General features: G+C 72.6%; 18 protein-coding genes and 1 pseudogene. 10 read left to right on the top strand and 9 right to left on the bottom strand.

Annotated elements, in window-relative coordinates; translation table 11 throughout:
* Positions 1 to 90 precede the first annotated feature (90 nt).
* From mshD to AB0K25_RS10515, 3 genes are all read right to left on the bottom strand, one after another.
* Positions 91 to 1,014, bottom strand: coding sequence for a mycothiol synthase (mshD, locus tag AB0K25_RS10525; RefSeq protein ID WP_363819671.1), 924 nt, complete (start codon positions 1,012 to 1,014; stop codon positions 91 to 93).
* A gap of 48 nt (positions 1,015 to 1,062) precedes the next feature.
* A complete protein-coding gene (locus tag AB0K25_RS10520; RefSeq protein ID WP_357538101.1) occupies positions 1,063 to 1,941 on the bottom strand; it encodes a polysaccharide deacetylase family protein in 879 nt (292 codons plus the stop codon).
* 176 nt (positions 1,942 to 2,117) lie between these two features.
* A complete protein-coding gene (locus AB0K25_RS10515) occupies positions 2,118 to 2,834 on the bottom strand; it encodes a response regulator transcription factor (RefSeq protein WP_088643167.1) in 717 nt (238 codons plus the stop codon).
* Positions 2,835 to 3,108: 274 nt separating this feature from the next.
* Here AB0K25_RS10515 and AB0K25_RS10510 point away from each other — a divergent pair, with 274 nt between their 5' ends.
* The 5 genes from AB0K25_RS10510 to AB0K25_RS10490 all read left to right on the top strand — a co-directional run bounded on the left by AB0K25_RS10510 (position 3,109) and on the right by AB0K25_RS10490 (position 6,668).
* Positions 3,109 to 4,155, top strand: coding sequence for a hypothetical protein (locus AB0K25_RS10510; RefSeq protein ID WP_208567875.1), 1,047 nt, complete (start codon positions 3,109 to 3,111; stop codon positions 4,153 to 4,155).
* 163 nt (positions 4,156 to 4,318) lie between these two features.
* Positions 4,319 to 5,098 (top strand): DUF2993 domain-containing protein, encoded by a 780-nt coding sequence (locus tag AB0K25_RS10505; protein ID WP_219464911.1) that lies wholly within the window; start codon positions 4,319 to 4,321, stop codon positions 5,096 to 5,098.
* A 64-nt stretch (positions 5,099 to 5,162) separates the two neighbouring features.
* Positions 5,163 to 5,291, top strand: coding sequence for an Ms5788A family Cys-rich leader peptide (locus AB0K25_RS10500; RefSeq protein WP_357538098.1), 129 nt, complete (start codon positions 5,163 to 5,165; stop codon positions 5,289 to 5,291).
* A gap of 204 nt (positions 5,292 to 5,495) precedes the next feature.
* Positions 5,496 to 6,344: a sulfurtransferase gene (locus AB0K25_RS10495; protein ID WP_208567877.1), complete on the top strand. Its 849-nt coding sequence runs from the start codon at positions 5,496 to 5,498 to the stop codon at positions 6,342 to 6,344.
* Positions 6,345 to 6,347: 3 nt separating this feature from the next.
* The gene (locus AB0K25_RS10490) at positions 6,348 to 6,668 is read left to right on the top strand and encodes a DUF1416 domain-containing protein (RefSeq protein WP_208567878.1); all 321 of its coding nucleotides are present in this window, start codon (positions 6,348 to 6,350) and stop codon (positions 6,666 to 6,668) included.
* A 125-nt stretch (positions 6,669 to 6,793) separates the two neighbouring features.
* On the opposite strand, the gene AB0K25_RS10485 is transcribed toward AB0K25_RS10490, so the two are convergent.
* Positions 6,794 to 7,048, bottom strand: coding sequence for a hypothetical protein (locus AB0K25_RS10485; protein ID WP_219464910.1), 255 nt, complete (start codon positions 7,046 to 7,048; stop codon positions 6,794 to 6,796).
* Positions 7,045 to 7,242 (bottom strand): annotated as a pseudogene (locus tag AB0K25_RS10480) (DivIVA domain-containing protein); the annotation flags it as partial. The gene AB0K25_RS10485 and the pseudogene AB0K25_RS10480, both read right to left, overlap by 4 nt.
* A 461-nt stretch (positions 7,243 to 7,703) precedes the next feature.
* On the opposite strand from AB0K25_RS10480, the gene AB0K25_RS10475 reads away from it, so the two are divergent.
* Both AB0K25_RS10475 and AB0K25_RS10470 read left to right on the top strand, forming a co-directional pair.
* Positions 7,704 to 7,943 carry a winged helix-turn-helix domain-containing protein gene (locus AB0K25_RS10475; protein WP_219464908.1) on the top strand — a complete coding sequence of 80 codons (240 nt, stop codon included), beginning with the start codon at positions 7,704 to 7,706 and terminating at the stop codon, positions 7,941 to 7,943.
* Positions 7,944 to 8,225: 282 nt separating this feature from the next.
* Positions 8,226 to 9,140, top strand: a complete 915-nt coding sequence (locus AB0K25_RS10470) for a pentapeptide repeat-containing protein (protein WP_363819666.1) — start codon at positions 8,226 to 8,228, stop codon at positions 9,138 to 9,140.
* Between the two features lie 201 nt (positions 9,141 to 9,341).
* Here the strand turns inward: AB0K25_RS10470 and AB0K25_RS10465 are convergent, their stop codons facing one another.
* Positions 9,342 to 13,724: a S8 family serine peptidase gene (locus AB0K25_RS10465; RefSeq protein ID WP_363819663.1), complete on the bottom strand. Its 4,383-nt coding sequence runs from the start codon at positions 13,722 to 13,724 to the stop codon at positions 9,342 to 9,344.
* 304 nt (positions 13,725 to 14,028) lie between these two features.
* Here AB0K25_RS10465 and AB0K25_RS10460 point away from each other — a divergent pair, with 304 nt between their 5' ends.
* Together AB0K25_RS10460 and AB0K25_RS10455 are read left to right on the top strand one after the other, a co-directional pair.
* Complete coding sequence (locus tag AB0K25_RS10460; protein ID WP_308290922.1) at positions 14,029 to 14,529, top strand: winged helix-turn-helix domain-containing protein; 501 nt, start codon at positions 14,029 to 14,031, stop codon at positions 14,527 to 14,529.
* Positions 14,530 to 14,604: 75 nt separating this feature from the next.
* Entirely contained in the window at positions 14,605 to 15,381 is a 777-nt protein-coding gene (locus AB0K25_RS10455; RefSeq protein ID WP_363819887.1) for a hypothetical protein, read from the top strand.
* A 180-nt stretch (positions 15,382 to 15,561) separates the two neighbouring features.
* On the opposite strand, the gene AB0K25_RS10450 is transcribed toward AB0K25_RS10455, so the two are convergent.
* The 3 genes from AB0K25_RS10450 to AB0K25_RS10440 all read right to left on the bottom strand — a co-directional run bounded on the left by AB0K25_RS10450 (position 15,562) and on the right by AB0K25_RS10440 (position 18,479).
* Positions 15,562 to 17,616 (bottom strand): glycogen debranching N-terminal domain-containing protein, encoded by a 2,055-nt coding sequence (locus AB0K25_RS10450; protein WP_219464905.1) that lies wholly within the window; start codon positions 17,614 to 17,616, stop codon positions 15,562 to 15,564.
* Positions 17,616 to 17,993 carry an SCP2 sterol-binding domain-containing protein gene (locus tag AB0K25_RS10445; RefSeq protein WP_219464904.1) on the bottom strand — a complete coding sequence of 126 codons (378 nt, stop codon included), beginning with the start codon at positions 17,991 to 17,993 and terminating at the stop codon, positions 17,616 to 17,618. The genes AB0K25_RS10450 and AB0K25_RS10445 overlap by 1 nt, the downstream gene beginning before the upstream one ends.
* 111 nt (positions 17,994 to 18,104) lie before the next feature.
* Positions 18,105 to 18,479 carry a DsrE family protein gene (locus tag AB0K25_RS10440; protein WP_208567885.1) on the bottom strand — a complete coding sequence of 125 codons (375 nt, stop codon included), beginning with the start codon at positions 18,477 to 18,479 and terminating at the stop codon, positions 18,105 to 18,107.
* Between the two features lie 12 nt (positions 18,480 to 18,491).
* Here AB0K25_RS10440 and mtfM point away from each other — a divergent pair, with 12 nt between their 5' ends.
* On the top strand, positions 18,492 to 18,596 hold the full coding sequence (gene mtfM, locus AB0K25_RS10435) for a small membrane protein MtfM (RefSeq protein ID WP_067315095.1): 105 nt from the start codon (positions 18,492 to 18,494) through the stop codon (positions 18,594 to 18,596).
* Positions 18,597 to 18,680: the final 84 nt, after the last annotated feature.

Here is an 18,680-nt window from a genome sequence, read left to right as displayed (position 1 = left end):
ATCCGGGCGTGGCCCCGCCGTTACCGCACGGAGACCGCACCGGTCGTGCCCCGGCCGGGCACCGGCCGGGGCGGAGCGGACGGGAGAGCGTCAGCCCCGGTGGTAGTTGACGTGCCCGCACCAGCGGGCGAAACCGAGCCGCTCATAGAGCGAGACGGCCGCCGTGTTCGACTCGTCGACATAGAGCATCACCCGGTCCAGCCCGCGCCGGTCCCGCAGGTAGGCCAGCCCGGCGGTGGTGAGCGCCCGGCCCAGGCCACCACCGTGCGCGTCCGGGTCCACCCCCACCACGTAGACCTCGCCGATGCGGGCCGAGCCGGGCCGCTCGTGCACCTTGGTCCAGTGGAAGCCGAGCAGCCGCCCGGCGGCGTCGGCGGCGAGCAGGAAACCGGCCGGGTCGAACCACGGCTCGGCCAGTCGGGCCCGCAGGTCGTCGGTGGTCCACCGGCCCTGCTCCGGGTGCCCGGCGAAGGCGCGGGCGTTGAGCGCGAGCCAGGCGTCGTCGTCCTCGCCGGGGCGGAAGGAACGCAGCGTCGCCCCGGCGGGCAGGTGGGGTTCCGACACCGGGTCGGTCAACGAGCGGCGCAACTGCCAGAGGACCCGGGCCCGCGCGAAGCCCAGGTCGACTGCGAGCGCCGCGGCGGCCGGGTGGTCGCCGTGCGCCCAGGCCCGCAGTGGTCCGGGAGTCGCCGCGAGTACGCCCCGGGCCAGCGCCCGTCCGGTGCCCCGCCGCCGGAAACCCGGGCGCACCACCAGCTCCACCCCGACACCGGACGTCGGGTCGGTGGTGTCCAGGTGGGCGTACCCGGTCAGGGTGCCGTCGAGGGCGTGGATGGTCAGGTGCCGGGCTGCCGCCTGCGGGTCGCGCAGCCGCAGCAGGGTGTGCTCGTCGAAGGGGTCGGCTCCGTCGGTGTCGCCCGCGAGGCGGGCCAGGGCCAGCACCTCGGTCACCTCGGCCGGGGTGAGCCGGTCGCTCTGGGTCAACCGGTCGGTCGTCGACTCGCCGCTGCTCATCTGATCACCGTAGCGGGATCCGCCCGATCGTCCCGCCCGTCGATCGGTTCAGTTGGCCCCGCCGGGCGGCAGCGCCTCCAGGCGGAACCGGGCGAGCAGGTCGGGCAGGATCCGGCGCAGCGCGTCCACGGTGCCCTGCCGGTCACCACCGGCGTCGTGCATGAGCACGACCGCGCCCGGCCCGGTGTCCCGGGTGACCACCGTGGTGATCTTCGCGGCACCGGGGACCTGCCAGTCGTTGGGGTCGACGGTCCAGTGCAGCGGGGTCATCCCCAGCCCCTCGGCGACCGACACCACCGGGTACGTCCAGGCCCCGCCGGGCTGCCGGAAGTAGCTGATCCGGGCGTCCGGCACGGCGGCGTGGATGGCCTCGTTGGTCCGGATCAGGTCGGCCCGGATCAGGGCGGGGGAGCGCTTGCCGAGCAGCACGTCGTGGTGCCACGAGTGGTTGCACAGGGTGTGCCCGTCGGCGACGATCGCCTGGAGCAGCTCCGGATGGTCCTGGGCGTTCTCGCCGACCACGCAGAACGTCGCCTTGACCCCGTACGCGCGGAGCACGTCCAGCACCTGCGGTGTGTACGTCGGGTCCGGCCCGTCGTCGAAGGTCAGCGCGACCTCGCCGGTGCCGGTGCTGGCGTGGCTGCCGAACGGGCCGTCGCCGCCGCTGGCCGGCTGGGCCGAGTCCGGATCGGTCCCGTCGGCGGTGGGGGCGCCGGTGGGGCCGGTGCCGTCCGGGCCGGTCGGTGCAGCGTCCGGGTCGGCGGGTTGCTCGCCGTACTGGGCGCCGGCGATCTGCGTCGACGCGCCGGTCGGCTGCCGGGGTGGGCCCGGGGTCATGCTGCGCCCGAGGGCGTAGGTGGACCCGAGCAGGGCGGCCAGCACCAGGGTGACGACGCCGACGGTCCCGCCGGTGGACCGGGGGCGCATCAGTGCCCCCACCGGTCAGGATGACGGGACGGCCCTCTCGTCGCCCCCGTGGTCAGTGCACGCACCGTCGCCCCTTTCACTCCTGCTGATTACGGCAATAAGAATAGAGCCGACAACAGGTGCAAAAGGGGCGTATCGGAAACAGTGCGCTCGGCCGGTGGTGCTGCGGACCGGGATCAGACCGGCAGCGGCGCGGGCTCGGACTCCGGCAGGGACCGGGACGACGGCGGGACGACGAACTTGTAACCCACCTGGCGCACGGTGCCGATCATCGACTCGTACTCCGAGCCGAGCTTGGCCCGCAGTCGTCGGACGTGCACGTCCACCGTGCGGGTGCCGCCGAAGTAGTCGTAGCCCCAGACCTCGCGGAGCAGCTGGTCCCGGGTGAACACCCGGCCCGGGTGCTGCGCCAGGAACTTCAGCAGCTCGAACTCCTTGTAGGTGAGGTCGAGCGGCCGGCCCTTGAGCTTGGCGGCGTAGGTGTCCGGGTCGATGTTCAGCTCGCCGGCCCGGATCGAACCGCCGGCCCCGGAGGTGGCGTTGCTCAGCCGGCCCACCGCGAGCCGCAGCCGGGCCTCCACCTCGGCCGGGCCCGCACCGGCCAGGATCACGTCGTCGACGCCCCAGTCGGCGTTGAGGGCGATCAGGCCGGCCTCGGTGACCACCGCGACCAGCGGCACACCCAGGCCGGTGGCGTGCAACATGCGACAGGTGGCACGGGCCTCGCTCAACTCCGACCGGGCGTCGACCAGCACCGCGTCCGGGCTGGGCCCGGAAACCAGGGTGCGCACGTCGCGCGGCGCGGTACGCACCGAATGCGGCAACAGGTCGAGTGCCGGCAGCACCGCCGAGGGCTCACCTGCACGCGCGGTCACCAGCAGCAGGAGCTCCACACGATCACCTCCGTCCCGGCGGCTCAATGGCCGCACGCGACCAGCTGACCCGCCGGTGGGCGGGGCGCTGAGAACTTGCGTGGGTCCCGGCGTCGCTGACGGGCGGGTAACGGCTTGAGCGTAACCGATCGCCCCGTCGTCGCCCCGGCGTCCTTTCCTGTTTGTCGGATCTGCCCGTGATCACCGCCCAGGTTTTAACGTCGCCGAAACCGTGATCCCCCGCCGGACGCCCCGTGATCCCCGCCGGACCCCGTCGGTCTGGCACGATCGGGGCGTGTTTCCCTCCACCTCGCCCGACACCGGCCGTGACCCGTGGGCCGACGGCGCCCCCGACGGGCCCGCCGGCCCGGCCGGCGGACCCGCACCCGGGCCGCGCCCCGCCCCGGACGACGACACCGGGAGCCGCCGCGAGCGTGGCCCGCGCCGGTTCCGTAAGGGCGGTGCCCCGCGCCGGAGCGAGGACGACGACGTCGAGCCGGACGAGGAGCCGATCGAGCCGGTCGAGGTGCACCGGCCGCTCTCGCTGACCGTCGCCGGCTTCGCGGCGCTGCTCGGCGTCGGCCTGGTGCTCGGTGCGCAGACCGCCGGGCCCGGACACCGGCTGCCGTTCGCGGTCATCGTGTTCGGCGTTCAACTGCTCTTCGTGCTGGCCTGGACCATGGCCATGCGCCCACCCGCGCTGCTGCTGGTCGCGCTGACCAGCGGCGTGGTCGCCGCGGCGGCCGACGTCGCCGCGGTGCAGACCGACGTCGCCGGGCTGGCCCCGCTCGGGTTCGTGGCGCTGGGCGGGTTCCTGCTCGGCGTGCTCGGTCAACTCGTCCGCCGGGTGGACCGGGTCCGGGTGACCGACTCGCTCGGCACCACGCTGCTGATCGTGGTCGGCGTGGTGGCGTTCGCCACCCTGATCACGCTCAGCCGGATTCCCGCCGGCACCCAGGCGATCACCGTCTGCCTGGTCGCCACCGGCGTCGCGCTCACCGTGGCGCGGCTCACCGACGCCGTGCTGGCCTGGCCCCGGCTGGCGCCGCAGGTGCCCCGGGGTGCCGCCGGGGTGGTGGTCGGCGCGATGGCCGGCACCCTCACCAGCGCCCTGCTCGGCAGTTACCTGGTGGGCTTCACCCCGACCAGCGCCGCGCTGATCGGGCTGGTCACCGCAGCCACCGCCGTGCTGGCCGACCTCGCCGTCGGCTACGCCGAGGCGGGCCGGCTGATGGCGGGCGAACCACCCACCATGTGGATCGCCCGGCACATGCAGGGCCCGCTGGGTGGCTTCGCGTTGGCCGCTCCTGCGGCGTACGCCATGTGTGTGCTCTTTCTCTGACGCCGGTCGACGGCGGTGGGCGCGCGGCGCGGTTGGGCGCGACGGCGCTCGGGTAGTAGCGGTGCGCCGCGGGCGGCGGCATCGATGACGGCACGTCGCGGGACCGCGACGGCCACGACGGCACGTCGCGCGACGGCGACGGCGACGACGGACGGAGGCGGGCGTGGCGCAGACGTACGAGGAGCGGCCCCGGCGGCGCGGGCGCAGGTGGCTCGTCGTACTGGTCGTCCTGGTCCTGATCCTGGGCGGGCTGCTGGTGGTGGCCGACCGGGTGGCGGCCGGCCTGGCCGAACGGGCCATCGCCGACCAGGTCACCCAGGAGGTCGCCAAGCAGAACGCCAGCTCCGCGCCGCCCCAGGTGGACGTGGGCGGGTTCCCGTTCCTCACCCAGGTGGTCGACGGCCGGTACGAGCGGATCTCGATCGTGCTGACCGACGTCAAGGGCTCCGTGGAGGGCAACGCGGTCAGCCTGCCCCGGCTCGACGTGGACGCCCGCAACGTGCGTGCCTCGCTGGACACCATCCGCTCGGGGCAGGGTGAGGTGGTGGCCGAGACGGTGGCCGGCACCGGCACGGTCACCTACGACAGCCTGGCCAAGCTGCTGGACCGGCCGGGGCTCAAGCTCGGTGAGCAGAACGGCAAGCTGGCCGTCACCGCGCCGGTCGACATCCTCGGCCAGAAGCTCACCGTCACCGGCACCGCCGAGGTGACCGTGGCGGACGGCGGCAAGGTGGCGTTGAAGTTCAGCGACCTGAATGCCCAGGGGCTGCCGAACGTGGCGCTGGCCCGGACCCTGCTGAACAACTACGCCCGGGGTATCTCGGTCGACGTGCCCCTGCCGGCGCTGCCGTTCCAGCTCAACGTGCGCAAGGTCGAGCCGCGCCCGGAGGGGCTGACGGTGACCGCCGACGCGAAGGACGTCCCGATCAACTCGGCAAGCTGACCCACCGCTCAGTTCTGAACGCGGCCCGGCCCCGGGGTCCCTTGCCGGCCGGGTCGCGTCCCGTATGGTGGTCGGCCCCTGGCACTCTCCGGGACGGCTGGTAGGCTCCGAAACCATGGGGACGCACCTCACCAAACGGCGCGCGGTCGACCTGTGCCGCGTGGCCACCTGCCTGTGTCGCTCCGTCATCTGACGGCGGGGCTGTCTCCGGCCGCCCAGCGGCCACTGCACCCGGGGTCCCACTGATCCTGCGGTGCCCACCCTCCGAAACGCCCGGCAGCGGCGCCGTCGCACGAACCCGTGATCCGTTCCTCTATGGGTCCCGCGCATGGTGCGACATCACCGATCTCCACCACCCGCGCTGGCTCACCACCCATCCTCACCAGGGAGTGATCTGATGAGTCGCGACACCGCACTCGTCTCGGCCGAATGGGCCGAGAAGAACCTCGACGCCCCGGGCGTCGTCTTCGTCGAGGTCGACGAGGACACCTCCGCCTATGACACCGGCCACATCGCCGGTGCCATCAAGCTCGACTGGAAGACCGACCTCCAGGACCAGGTCCGCCGGGACTTCGTCAACAAGGCCCAGTTCGAGGCGCTGCTCTCCGAGCGGGGCATCGGCAACGACGACGTCGTGGTCCTCTACGGCGGCAACAACAACTGGTTCGCCGCGTACGCGTACTGGTACTTCAAGCTCTACGGCCACCGCGACGTCAAGCTGCTCGACGGCGGTCGCAAGAAGTGGGAGCTGGACGCCCGTCCGCTGGTCAAGGACGCGGTGACCCGCCCGGCCACCCAGTACGTCGCGCAGGAGCCGGACACCTCGATCCGCGCGTTCCGCGATGAGGTCGTCGCCGCGATCGGCACCAAGAACCTGGTCGACGTGCGCAGCCCCGACGAGTTCGCCGGCCGGCTGCTGGCCCCCGCGCACCTGCCGCAGGAGCAGGCGCAGCGGGCCGGGCACATCCCGACCGCGATCAGCGTGCCGTGGTCCAAGGCGGCCAACGAGGACGGCACCTTCAAGTCCGACGACGAGCTGCGCAAGATCTACGCCGACGCCGGGCTGGACGACGGCAAGGAGACCATCGCCTACTGCCGGATCGGCGAGCGCTCCTCGCACAGCTGGTTCGTCCTGCAGGAGCTGCTCGGCCACCCCAACGTGAAGAACTACGACGGTTCCTGGACCGAGTACGGCTCGCTGGTCGGTGTGCCGGTGGCGCTCGGCGACGAGCCCGGGGAGGCCTGAGCCATGACCGCTCCCACCGCCGCCGGTTGCGCCGCGCCGGACCAGTCCGCGCCCCTGCCGGCCAGCCTGGACCTGGAGAAGGAAACCGTCATCACCGGCCAGGTGCTGGCCGAGTCGGGCGACGTCGTGCCCGGCGCGTACGTCCGGTTGCTGGACTCGACAGGCGAGTTCACCGCCGAGGTCGTCACCTCGCCGACCGGGCAGTTCCGGTTCTTCGCCGCGCCGGGCAACTGGACCCTGCGGGCGCTGTCCCGGCACGGCAACGGCGACACCGCCGTGACCGCCAACCGGGGCATCAACGAGGTCTCCGTCACGGTGGCCTGACCCACGCTCACGATCGGCCCGGGGCCGGTCACCCCATCCGGGGTGACCGGCCCCGCGCCGTAGCCCTCTCCGGCACCTCGCGTCGGCACCGCCCCGGCAGTCGCCCGGGTCGTCCGGCGGGCGCGTCACGAGGTGCAGCCGCCCTGGTGGTCGATCCGCCGGACGCAGCGGCGACGCCCACCGAGCCGCCGGTCGCAGAAGACCTGGTGCTGCGGTTCCGACCCGCCCTCCTCGGAGACGGTCGTCTCGCCGAGCACCAGCTCCGGCAGGAACGCCAGGGACCGGCCGATCGCGCGGGCCAGCAGCCGCGCCGCCGGCAGGTCGTCGGCAGCGACAGTCAGGTGTACGACGAACCGCTCGCGCCCGGTCGCGGCGGTCACGTCCGCACCACCCGGGGTGCGAACCGGGACTGCCAGTCGCGCAGCGCACCCTTGATCCGCGCGTTCTCCTCACGGGTACGGGCCAGCTCGGCGTGCAGCTCGGCCAGCTCGTCGGCGATCCGGTGCAGGAAGCCGTCCACCTCGGCCGGGTCCAGCCCGTGCCGGGACCGCCGGAACCGTTGCTGCCGCAGCTGGCTCGTGCAGAGCGGCCGGTACCCCACCGGTCGGTGGTGGTGGGCCGCCGGACCGTGATGGTGCCCGGTGTTCTGCCGCCCCGACGGCCCGGACCGCCTGACGGGACGGTTGCCGGTCCGGCTGCTCGCGGCACGGCTGGTCGGGACCTGGTTGGTCGGGGGTCGGTCGGTTGCCGTCGAACGGTTCCGGCGGAACAGCCGGAGGAACCTGCACACGATGGGACCACCTCTCCGCAGGGGGCAGCGGGGGATCGTGCTGCCGTGGAAGGTGGCCGGGGCGGGCGGTTTCCCTTCCACTGCACCCACCCCGGCCGGGGGAGAGCCCTGCTCGTTGCCACGCGAGGAGCGCTCGCCGACCAACTTATTTGAGGAACTTGAAAGAGTCAACGACCGGTTGCAGCGCGTAGTTGCACGCCGTGATGAGAGCGTGATCGAATCGCGGGTGCCACGCGAGGAGTGCCATGCCTGCGACCCCGGACTACCTCCGGATCTCCGACGAGATCGTCGCCGACGTCAGGTCGGGTAAGTACAAGCCGGGAGACAAGCTGCCCTCGATCAGCGAGCAGTGCAGCCGGTTCAACGTCAGTCCGTCGACGATCAACCTGGTCAACGTGCGGCTGGAGGCGCTCGGAGTGATCAGCCGCCACCAGGGCAAGGGCATCTACATCACCGACCCGGCGACCTGGCTGCGCAAGCCCTGACCGCTAGCTGACGGTTCAGCTACCACCGCCGTGGCAGGGTGATCGCATGTGTTCGGAGAGTGGCCCACACCGCGTTTAATGGTGCCTGTGTCCACGGATGCCGATCAACCGCCTGCGCGAGGTCCACACAGTGGTGTGCCCGCATCGAGACGGCCATGGCGGGCTGCGGGTCAGCCACCGACCAGGAACAGGGCTTTACGTCCCTCCCGACCTACGACGACCCGGCTGGAACTCGTCCCAGCCGGAAAGATCGACGTCGTAGCTGACCCGTGGCAGCGGCTGGTGGCTGTCGGCAGCATCCTGTCGGTTCTGTTCGTGGCCATCGGCCTCTACCTCACCAACGAAGCCAACCGGGAACAGCAGCGGCTCACCGCGCAGGGGCAGATCACCGACCGGTTCTCCAAGGCCATCGAGCAACTCGGCCAGGCCGGCGCGGAGAAGATCGACGTACGACTGGGCGCGATCTATGCACTGGAACGCATCATGCGTGACTCGGCTGCGGACCAACCCGCGGTCGTCGACATTCTCGCCACGTTCGTCCGGGTCCACGCCCCCGCGACGGCCGTTCCGACGCCCTCCCGCTCCCCGCGAGGCTCCCTGGCCCGGTCCAACCCGCCGGTTGACATCCAGGCCGCGCTGACCGTGCTCGGCCGCCGCGACAGCGCCCGCGACGGCACTGTCGGTGCGGGTGACGAGGACCCGAGTCCCCGCCGGTTGAATCTCTCCGGCGCGGACCTGAGCGGCGCGGACCTCAGCGGCGCGGACCTGCTCCGCGCCAACCTGAAAGGGTCGCACCTGCTCGGCGCGGATCTGAGTAACGCGAATCTGGCCAACGCGAATCTGGGTGAGGCGGACCTGAAGGGTGCGGACCTGGGCCACGCGAATGTGCGGGATGCGGTCCTGCTCCGGGCGGATCTGGATGGCGCGATCCTGGAACATGCTGATCTGAGGGGTGCGTACCTGGGCGGCGCGAACCTGGGCGGCGCTCACCTGATCCGCGCGGACCTGAGCGGCGCGAACCTGTTCGGGGCGGATCTGAGCCGCGCGAACCTGTTCGGGGCGGATCTGAGCGGCGCGAACCTGTTCGGGGCGGATCTGAGGGGTACCGGACTGCGCAACGCGCGTTTGGGATGTGCCAGAACGAATGACGACACCCGGCTGCCGGCAGGAGTGGTCCGTCCGAAATCGTGCTCCTGATGAGCGGCGTCACCGCCGCACACACTGGGATAGCTCAACCATTGGGCCGATGTAGCGGTATCCGCCCGCTCCGATACCGCTACATCGGCCCAATAGCGATGGATCACGACGGACGCCGCCCAAAGGGCGGGGGGAGAGAATGGCGGTGGCCGCCGACCCCGGGCGGGGTCGACGGCCACCGGGTGGGGCCGGTCAGCCGGTCTACAGGCCGGAGGCCCGTGCGCCCGCACAGGTCGACGTCGGAGCCAGGCGGAAGTCGAGCGTGCCGACGATGCCTGCTTCCACGACGGCCCGCTGGACCTGGGGCACCCAGCTGTCCTTCGCCACGATCACCTCGTACTTGCCCTTCGGCAGCCACCAGGCGTAGCGGCCCTGAGCATCGGCGGTGAGCGTGGTGCCGGTGGTCGAGCCGACCAGGTTCAGCCGGATCGTGGCCGGGACGCCGACGGTCTGGCCGCCGCAGGTCACCCCGGTCACCGTGCCCTGGATCTTGCCCCAGTTGTTCGGCGGCGAGACGTTCATCTCGACACCGACCGACGACACCGGGTACGGCGTGTCCGAGGTGATCCCCAGTTCACCCGAGTATGCCCCGGGCTGGAGCACCCCGGCCGCCGCCGTGGCGGTCAGCGTGACGGTGACCGTCTGGGACGCCCCCGGGGCCAGCGTGAAGCTGGTCGGTGCGGTGGACAGCCACGGCAGGTCACTGGCGTCGGCGCAGCCTTCCAGCCCACCGAGCCGCTCACTGTCCGCCGAGCCGACGAACGAGCTGGGCGAACCACCGATCTTGTACGCCCCGCAGGCGGCAGCGCCCCGGTACCTGTTGAACTGGGCGTTCGGCAGGTTCCGCCACGCCCCGGCGACCGGGTCGAAGCCGACCGTCCGGTTGGTGACCGACGTCGAGCCGCCCGTCACCCCGCCGGCCAGCACCAGCATGCCGCCGGCCGACGCGTACTGGGAGCCCCACAGGTCGACCGGGAGGTTCGGCAGCGGGCTCCAGGTGTCCGACGCCGGCTCGTACCGCCAGGCGTCGGTGTACTCGTCGTCGGCGACGCCACCGGCGCAGTACACCTGGGCACCGATCCCGCCACAGGACAGCCAGGAGACCGGGTGCGGGTAGGCCGCTCCGGCCCGGAACGTCCCGGTACGCGGGTCGAACACCACCAGCTTGTTGCTCTCCGTGCAGGTGGTGTCGACGCAGCCACCGACCAGGTACACCTTGCCACCCGCCACGGCGGTGCCGGCTGCGGCGGCAGGGGCCGGGTTGACCGCCCCGGCCAGGGTGCTCCACGAACCGCTGGCCGGGTCGAAGACGTCCACCGTCGGCTCGGCACCGGTGCCGTCGCCCCAGCCGCCGAGCACGTACAGCTTGCCGCTGATGCCCACGGCGGACGGCTTGGAACGGGCGTGCGGCAGGTCGGGCAGCGCCGTCCAGACGCCGGTAGCCGGATCGAACACCCAGGCCTTGCGCTCGTTGCCGGTGTCGCCACCGCCGCCGACCGAGTAGACCTTGCCGTCCAGGTTGGCCGCCGCGTTGTCGTAGATCGCGGCGGGCAGGTTGGTGATCCGCGTCCAGGCGTCGTCGGCCTGCGGCGCGGCGTCGGCGTTCCCGCCGCCGTACCGGGCACCGGTACGGCCGGTGCTGATCCCCTTGACCACCTGCTCCCGCAGCGGTGCGCCGCCGGTGGACAGCACCTCGAACCCGCCACCGCGTTCCAGCAGCTCCACGGTCGCCGGGGCGGAGCCCGTGTTGCGGACCGTCACCTTGGCGTTGCGGGTGCTGCCGTACGGCTGGTGGGCCTCGATCGTGGTGGTGCTGACGGTGAGCCGCCCCGCGGCCAGGGCCAGGTCGGCCCGGCGGGTGCTGTCGGCCACCACCGTCACCTGCTGGGTGACCGGGGTGTACGGCGGCCGGGACGCGGTGAACGGGTGGGCACCGGTCAGCCCCGAGAAGAGGTGGTAGAAGCCGTCCGGCAGGTTCGGGTCGTCCGGGGTGGCCGCCGAGACGGCCGTGTCGGTGGGCCGGTCGACGCTGGTCACCGTCACCCCGTTGACGGCCGCGCCGGTGTTGCGGTCGGTGGTGTTGCCGACCACCAGGCCACCCGGCACGGGGGTGCAGTCCCGGTTGACCAGCTGGACGTCGTCCACCTGCCACCACCAGGCGAAGGTGCCCTTGAACCGGAAGCGCACCAGCGCCCCGGTCGCGCCGGCCGCCGGGGTCAGCGGCACCTCCTCGACGCGGGGGCCCCGCCGGCTGGCGGTCTGGTGCCACACGTTCGTCCAGCTCGCCCCGGCGTCGGTGGAGACGTCCACGTCGGCGGTGTCACTGATCCCGACCGCCCGCCAGTCGCTGCGGAACCGCAGCAGCGGAGCGGCCGAGGCGGACAGGTCGACCGGCGGGGCGATCAGGTCGGTGTCCTGGGTGTTGCCGGTGCCCAGCTTGTCGCTGTCGACGATCGCGAACCCGCCGGTGCCGCCGGTCAGGTTGCCCCGCGCACCCGGGTCGTTGAAGACCCAGCCGCCCTTCTCGGTGCGGTTGCGCACCGACCAGCCCTCCGGTGCGGTGGTGCCGTCGAAGCTCTGCGACAACAGCGGCGCGCTGAGGCTGCCGGTGTAACCGGCGGCGACACAGGCCGCCTCGACCGGGACCGGGATGTCCGCGGTGGTGGCCGTTGCGCCGACGGTCAGGTCCTTGGTCACCGTCCGGTAGCCCGGGTATTTCGCGGTGACGGTGAGCTTGTAGTCGGTGTTGCCGGCCACGGTGAAGGAGTACCGGCCGGTCACCGGGTCGGTGAAGACCGGTGCGCCGGGCCGGCCGGCGACCTCGATCTTGGCGTACAGCGGCCAGCCGTGCCCGGAGCCGTCGGTGACCCGACCGGAGACGGTGACCGTCGGGGTCGCCGTCAGGGCGAAGTCCCGGGTGACCGTGCCGTCCTCCGGGACGGTCACGGTGCCGGTCGCGGTCCGGAAGCCGTACGCGGACACGGTCAGCGTGGTCTCGCCGGCCGGCACGGTCAGCGTGTACCGGCCGTCCGTGCCGGTGGTGACGCTGCGCTCGCCCGTGGCGACGGTGGCACCCGCCACCGGGTCGCCGCCGGCCGCGTCGGTGACCCGGCCGCTGACCTGGCCCACCGGCCCGCGCGGGGCCTGCCGGACCGCCTCGTACGCGTTGAGCCGGCCCTCGCCGAAGACGTTGTTGTCGGCGGCGGTGCCCCCGCAGGTGGTCGCGTCGACGTCGGTCGCGGTGCGGTCGAGCAGTGCCTCCGTGGCGGCGATGTCACCGCGCAGGCTGGGCGCGGCCGACCAGACCAGGGCGACCGTGCCGGCCACGTGCGGGGCGGCCATCGAGGTGCCGTTGAACGACGCGTACCCGTTGCCGGGGACGCTGGAGCGCACGTTGCTGCCGGGCGCGGCGATGTTCGGCTTCAAGCCGGCCGGGTCGGTGGCGTTGCCCCGACCGGAGAAGCCGGAGATGTTGTTGTTCACGTCGTACGAGCCGACCGCGTACGCGTTGGAGTTGTCACCGGGGGAGCCGGCACTGCCACAGGCCGGGCCGTCGTTGCCGGCGGAGAAGACCGGGAACATCCCGGCGGCCCGCCAGGCGGCCACGGTCTGCTGGTACCACAGGTCGCCGCCGTCGCCGCCCCAGGAGTTGTTGACGATGTCGGGGCGCAGGTCGGGGCGGGGGTTCTGGCCGTTGAGGTCGGTCGGGGCGAGCACCCACTGGCCGGCGGCCAGCAGTGAGGCGTCCGAGCAGTTGTTGGACTCGCAGCCCTTGGCGGCGATCCACTTCGCGCCGGGGGCGACCCCGACCTGGTTGGCGGACCCGTCGGTGCCGACCATCGTGCCCATGGTGTGGGTGCCGTGGTCGTTGTTGTCGCAGGGGGCGTCCTGCGGGCAGACGTTGGCCGGGTCGTACCAGTCGTAGTTGTGGTCGAAGGTGCCGCCACCGAGGTTGCCCCGGTAGGAGTTGACCAGCGCCGGGTGGTCGAACTGGACGCCGCTGTCGATGTTGGCGACGACCAGGCCCTCACCCCGGTCGCCGAACTCGTCCCAGACACGGGGTGCGCCGATGTTGGTCAACCCCCACTCGACGGCGTCGGTGCCGGCCCGCGCGTCAGTGCTGCGGACCGGGCGGATCAGCGGGTAGCTGCGGGTCGGGGAGATCCGGGCGACCTCGGGACGGGCGGCGACGACGTCCAGCAGCGCCCGGTCGCCGGTCACCCGTAGCGCGTTGGCGATCCAGTACGCGGTGTAGGTGGCCTTGCGGTCGTCGAGCACCGCGCGCAGGTCGCGCTGGGTCCGCTCGGCGGTGGTGGTGAGCAGTCGGTGCACCTCACCGGCGCGGGCGTCCGGGCTGCGCAGCCGGGCCGCGTCGGCGAGCGGGGCCTGCTCGCGCAGGTAGACCAGGAAGGTTTCGGTGCCGTCGGCGAGCCCGTCGAGGACCTGCTGGTCCACAGTGGCCCGGGGCGCGGCCGGTGCGGCACCGGCGGGTAGTGCGGGCTGGGCGGTGAGGCCCAACAGTCCGGCCGCGAGCGCGGCCACCAATCGCCACCGGGACGGTCGTCCGGTCGGTCGTCTGAGCACGCTGTTCCTCCCCACGTCGTCGGGCCCGATCGGTTCGGACCCGGCCGCGTGTGCCGTGGTGGTGGCCACGCGGAGCGGCTGGGGGAGACGGCCGGTGGTGGGTGCTGGAGGGCCGGCCCCCCACGGCCGCTGTGCATCATGCTCAGCCGGAGAACCATACTGATCAATGGATCGGGTCGGTCAGTATTTGGTCAGTAACCAGGCGCCACGCTGACCGTTAGGCTGACTCCAGCCGCGTCGGCACCTGTCGTGGGCGGACGGGACCGTCGGCAGCGGGCGGCAGGTGCGCTCCTGGGGAGGACGTGTGACCGGTGTCGACATCCCGTTCGTGGTCTGTGTGAGCGCCGACGTCTCGGTCCGGGAGCGGGTGGTCCGCCGGCTCGACGACCTCGGCCCGGTGGTGATCTGTGCCGACCTGGCCGAACTACGCGCCATGCTCTTCCCGACCCCGCCGGCGTCCGCCGCGCCACCGACCGGGCCGACCCCGGTGCGCTGCGGCGACCTGGTCGTCGACCCGGCCGGTCACCTGGTCACCTGGCGGGGGGAGCCGTTGGCGCTGACCCGGTTGGAGCGGGAGCTGCTGGCCCGGCTGGCCGGTGACCCGGGGGCGGTCTGGAGCTACGAACGGATCTTCGGCTCGGTCTGGGGCGGTGCCTGGCTGGGCGACGCGGCGATCCTGCACTCGGCGGTCAAGCGGCTGCGCCGCAAGCTGCGCGCGGTGCCGGGCTGCCCGCAGGTGCAGACCGTGCGCGGTGTCGGCTACCGGCTCGGCGTACCGCCCGGCCGGCCTGCGGTGGGGCCGTGACACGATGATCCGGTGAGTGGTGCCGTCCATCCGGGGTACGCCCCACCGCCCGGCCCGTCCGCGCCGCGCCGCCGGTTGCGCTGGCTGCTGGTGGTGACGGTGGCCTGGGCGGTGCTGCTGGGTGTGCTCACCTGGTGGTCGGCGCGCAACGACGCGCCGACCGTGCGGGAGCAGCGCACCCTCGCCGAAGCCGGCCCGGTGGTGGACCGGGCCCTCGGTCGACTCGTCGTGGCGGTCGGCGACGGGGCCTGGGCGCTGACCGGGCCACAGGTCGAGCGCGGTTGCCGGATCACCCCGATGTCCGCCGGTGCGACCCTGAGCCGGGGGCTGGACGTGCTGGTGGCCGAGGGTGGCGAGCGGGCGTTGCTGGACCGGGTCGCCGACCGGCTGCCGGCCGACTGGCAGGCCGGGGTGCGCTCCGGCTCGGCGGGGCCCCGGCTGCGCGCCGACGCGGGGGGGTTCGTCACCGTGCAGGGGCGGGTCACCAGCGGCGGCCGGGTCCGGTTGACCGCCGACACCGGTTGCCGCCCGGTCGGCGCCGGCTATCCGCAACCCCCGGCTGCGTCGGCCGATCCGACGCTGGACGCCGCGCTGGCGGCCCTGGGCCGCGCGGCGCAGACCGCCCCGCAACCGGTCACCGCCCCCTGCCCGGGCGGCGGCACCGCCCGTACCGTCGCCGTCACGGCCGGGGCCGCACCGGCCGCGCTGACCGGCCTGCGCCCGTTGGCCGCCGGCCCCCCGGTGGTCGACCTCCCCGAGGTGTACGCCTACCGCAGCGGCCCGACCACCGTGCTGGCCGACGGCACCGGCGCGCAGCTGCGGCTCTCCGTCTCCACCGGCTGCCCCGCCTGACCGCCCGGCTGCCCGCCTGGTCCGGTCGACGCCCGCCCGGCTGCCCCGCCTGATCCGGTCGACCCCTGCCCGGCTGCCCCACCTGATCGGGCCGACGCCCGCCCCGCCTGATCGGACCGACGCCTGCCCCACCTGATCGGGCCGTGGCCCGCCCCGCCCGCCGGTCCGTCCGTTGCCGGGTCAGTCGCGGTGATCGTGGTCGTGCGGGGTGCGGCTGCGGCCCAGGGCGTCGACCCGACCCCACCGGCCCGGGATGTCCAGCAGCTCGACCCGGCCCATCCCCTCCGGCACCAACGGATCGATGATCAGATGCTCGCCCTGCGGTTCGAGGCCGAGGATCACCCGCAACAGCAGCAGCGGGGTGCCGGCCGACCACGCCTGCGGACTGCACGCCGTCGGGTACTGCACCGGATAGTCGGTGAGGGTGCGGTCGAAACCGGCGAACGCCTCGGGCAGCCGCCCATCGAAGTACCGCGAAGCGTTGATCATCGCCTCGCAGATCCGGCCGGCCTCCTCACGGAAGCCGTACCGGCTCAGACCCCAGGCGATGAAGGCGTTGTCGAACGGCCACACCGTGCCCACGTGGTAGCCGATCGGGTTGTAGCGGCCCTCGTCGGTGGCCAGGGTGCGGACCCCCCAACCCGAGAAGAGCCTCGGGCCGAGCAGGTGCTCGGCGACCAGGGCGGCCCGGGGCTCGTCGACGATGCCGCTCCACAGCAGGTGACCGATGTTGGAGGTGAGCGAGTCGACGTGCCGGCCGTCCGGGTCCAGGGCGAGGGCGTAGTGGTTCTTCTCGGAAATCCAGAAGTCCCGGTTGAAGCGTTCCTTGAGCGCCTTCGCCTCCCGTTCCAGCCGGTCGGCGTACTCCGGGTCGTTCCAGAACAGCCGGGCCATCCGCGCCCCGCGCCGCTTGGCGTCGTAGGCGTACCCCTGGATCTCGCAGGTGGCGCGGGGGAAGCCGGGCAGCCGGCCGTCGGCGTAGGAGATGGCATCCCAGGAGTCCTTCCAGCACTGGTTCTCCAGGCCGGTCTCCGGGTTGCGGCTGCGGTACCAGACGTAACCGGTGCCGAGCAGGTCGCCGTAGGTGTCGATCCAGTGCAGCGCGGCCCGGACCGGGGTTTCCAGTTGCTTGACCAGCGTGGCGTCCCCGGTCCAGCGCTCGTACTCGTCGAGCAGGATGACGAACAGCGGGGTCGAGTCGGCCGCACCGTAGTAGGGGGAGTGCGGCTGCTCCTCGAAGCCGGCGGTCTCGCCGTACCGCAGCTCGTGCAGGATCTTGCCGGGTTCCTCGTCGCGGAAGTCGTCGAGCCGGTAACCCTGGAGCCCGGCCAGCATCAGGATCGTCGGCGGGACCAGCTCCGGCAGGAACGGCAGCACCTGCAACGAGGTGAGCATGCTGTCCCGCCCGAAAAGGGTCATGAACCAGGGCAGACCGGCGGCGAGCAGCCGGACGCCCAACGTGATCGACTCGTACCGCAGCGCCGCCAGGTCGTGCAGACTCTGCCGGTACGCCCCGGCGAGCGGTTCGCAGTCGCAGCCGAGTTGCGGGGCCCGACCGACCAGCGCCTCCTGCTCGTCACGGATGACGGCCGGGCCGCGCGCGGCGCCCAGCGCGGTGATCGCCCGGACGTCCTCGCCCCGGGCCCCGTGGATGATCGGCGTCACGGTCACGCAGGTGCTCCACCCGGAGTGCGGCTCGACGGTGATCGACCAGGTCATCCCGCGCTCGTCGACGTGGGCGTCGGTGCTGCTGACGATCAGCGCCTCCCGGTGGAAGGCTTCGCGGCGGTAGGTCAGCCGCAGCTTGTTCTCACCGGCCTCCGCGCTGGTCCGACCCTTCTTCGGCCGCTGGTGCTTGATCTCGAACAGGTCGGCGAAGTCCGAGCCCATCTCCAGCCGCAACTGGAACCGCGCCTCCCGGCCGGAGTGGTTGAGCACGGTGAGTTCCTCGGTGAAGACGCCGCCGATGGACCGGCTGCGGATGATCGACACCTTGGCGTCGAGGTAGTGCGTCGGCTCGCCGGGGACGAGGAAGAACCGGGTCTGGTAGGAGTGCGCGTCGTCGACCGAGAGGGCGTGCAGGCGCTCCCCGTCGAGGGTGAGCAGCCAGGTGGAGAGGAACCGGGTGTCGAAGGAGAACATCCCGGTGGGAAAGTCGAACGACGGCTCGACGTCCCCGCTGCTGTCGCAGACCAGGAAGGTGTTGCCGTCGAGGATGCTCACCCGCTGCTGCATCAGGCCCGCCCGGTCTGCTCGCGGGCGGTCTCCCGGGGGTCGCGGACGCCGGGTGGGGTGGGGAAGAACTGCCGGAAGACCAGGAACAGCATCACGTTCCCGCTGAACGTGGACTCGTTGCGCAGCACCGCCGAGATGCTCTGGGCGGTGCCGGTGGCCAGCCGTTCGAAGAGGTCGGCGCTGCTGCTCCACACCGCGTCCGCCGGGCCCCGGGCCCGGTCCACCACGGCCCTGCCGGGGCTGAGCCGTACCAGCCAGTGGTCGGTGCGGTTGTCGGTGGTGAGATCGATCTGGAGGGTGCCGGTGACCGGGGCGCGCAGGATCGCCGGGGCGCGCGCCGGCAACGATGCGAAGAACTCCTCCGTCGCCTGGCTCACCCCCGAATGGTAGGCAGCAAAACGACAATTGGGTTCAGGATCGGCAGTGCGCGTACAACGGGCGAACGGTGTGGCCGAACGGTGGAGGCGGGTGCGTTCCGCAGCCGGCTGTCAGTAGACCAGCGCCTGCGCGCCCTCGGCCATCGCCTCCTCGACGAAGACGGCCGCCCCGGCGATCCGGACGCCGGGCAGCACGTCGTCCGGGCCGATGTCCCGCCGGGCGACGCACTGCGTGCAGGCGGTGACCTGCCCGGTGGCGAGGATGACGCCCAGCAGGTCGGCCAGCGGCGCGGAGTGCGGCAGGGTGAACTGCTCGGCCCGGCCGGGCACGGCGAACCAGGCGGACTCACCGGTCAGCCAGAGCGACACCGGCACCCCGGCGGCGGCGGCCGTGGCGGCCACCGTGAACGCCTGCGCGCACCGCTCCGGGGCGTCCGCTCCGGCGGTGGCCTTGACGACGAGAGTGCGGCCCATGGGACCCAGCATAGGATGACCATGATGGTTACCGAGATCGGGTTCGTCAGCCTGCTGGTCGCCGGCCTCGGCGCGCTCGCCGGTGGCCTGGTCTACCTGGCCGTACGCCTGTCGAGAGGTAAATGGTGAGCGCGAGGAGCGAGCCGGGGTTGCGAGCCCCGCAGTCGCGAACGAAGGTGGCCGGGTGAGCGCGAGGAGCGAGCCGGGGTTGCG

Source organism: Micromonospora sp. NPDC049257 (assembly GCF_040678915.1).
Classification (GTDB): Bacteria; Actinomycetota; Actinomycetes; order Mycobacteriales; family Micromonosporaceae; genus Micromonospora; species Micromonospora antibiotica.
This window is presented reverse-complemented; position numbering and strand designations above follow the sequence as displayed.

Coding starts and splice junctions, on each gene's coding strand:
- mtfM (WP_067315095.1), top strand. CDS start 18,492: ATGGTTACCGAGATCGGGTTCGTCAGCCTGCTGGTCGCCGGCCTCGGC.
- mshD (WP_363819671.1), bottom strand. CDS start 1,014: ATGAGCAGCGGCGAGTCGACGACCGACCGGTTGACCCAGAGCGACCGG.
- AB0K25_RS10440 (WP_208567885.1), bottom strand. CDS start 18,479: ATGCTGGGTCCCATGGGCCGCACTCTCGTCGTCAAGGCCACCGCCGGA.
- AB0K25_RS10500 (WP_357538098.1), top strand. CDS start 5,163: ATGGTGGTCGGCCCCTGGCACTCTCCGGGACGGCTGGTAGGCTCCGAA.
- AB0K25_RS10520 (WP_357538101.1), bottom strand. CDS start 1,941: ATGCGCCCCCGGTCCACCGGCGGGACCGTCGGCGTCGTCACCCTGGTG.
- AB0K25_RS10475 (WP_219464908.1), top strand. CDS start 7,704: ATGCCTGCGACCCCGGACTACCTCCGGATCTCCGACGAGATCGTCGCC.
- AB0K25_RS10495 (WP_208567877.1), top strand. CDS start 5,496: ATGAGTCGCGACACCGCACTCGTCTCGGCCGAATGGGCCGAGAAGAAC.
- AB0K25_RS10450 (WP_219464905.1), bottom strand. CDS start 17,616: ATGCAGCAGCGGGTGAGCATCCTCGACGGCAACACCTTCCTGGTCTGC.
- AB0K25_RS10490 (WP_208567878.1), top strand. CDS start 6,348: ATGACCGCTCCCACCGCCGCCGGTTGCGCCGCGCCGGACCAGTCCGCG.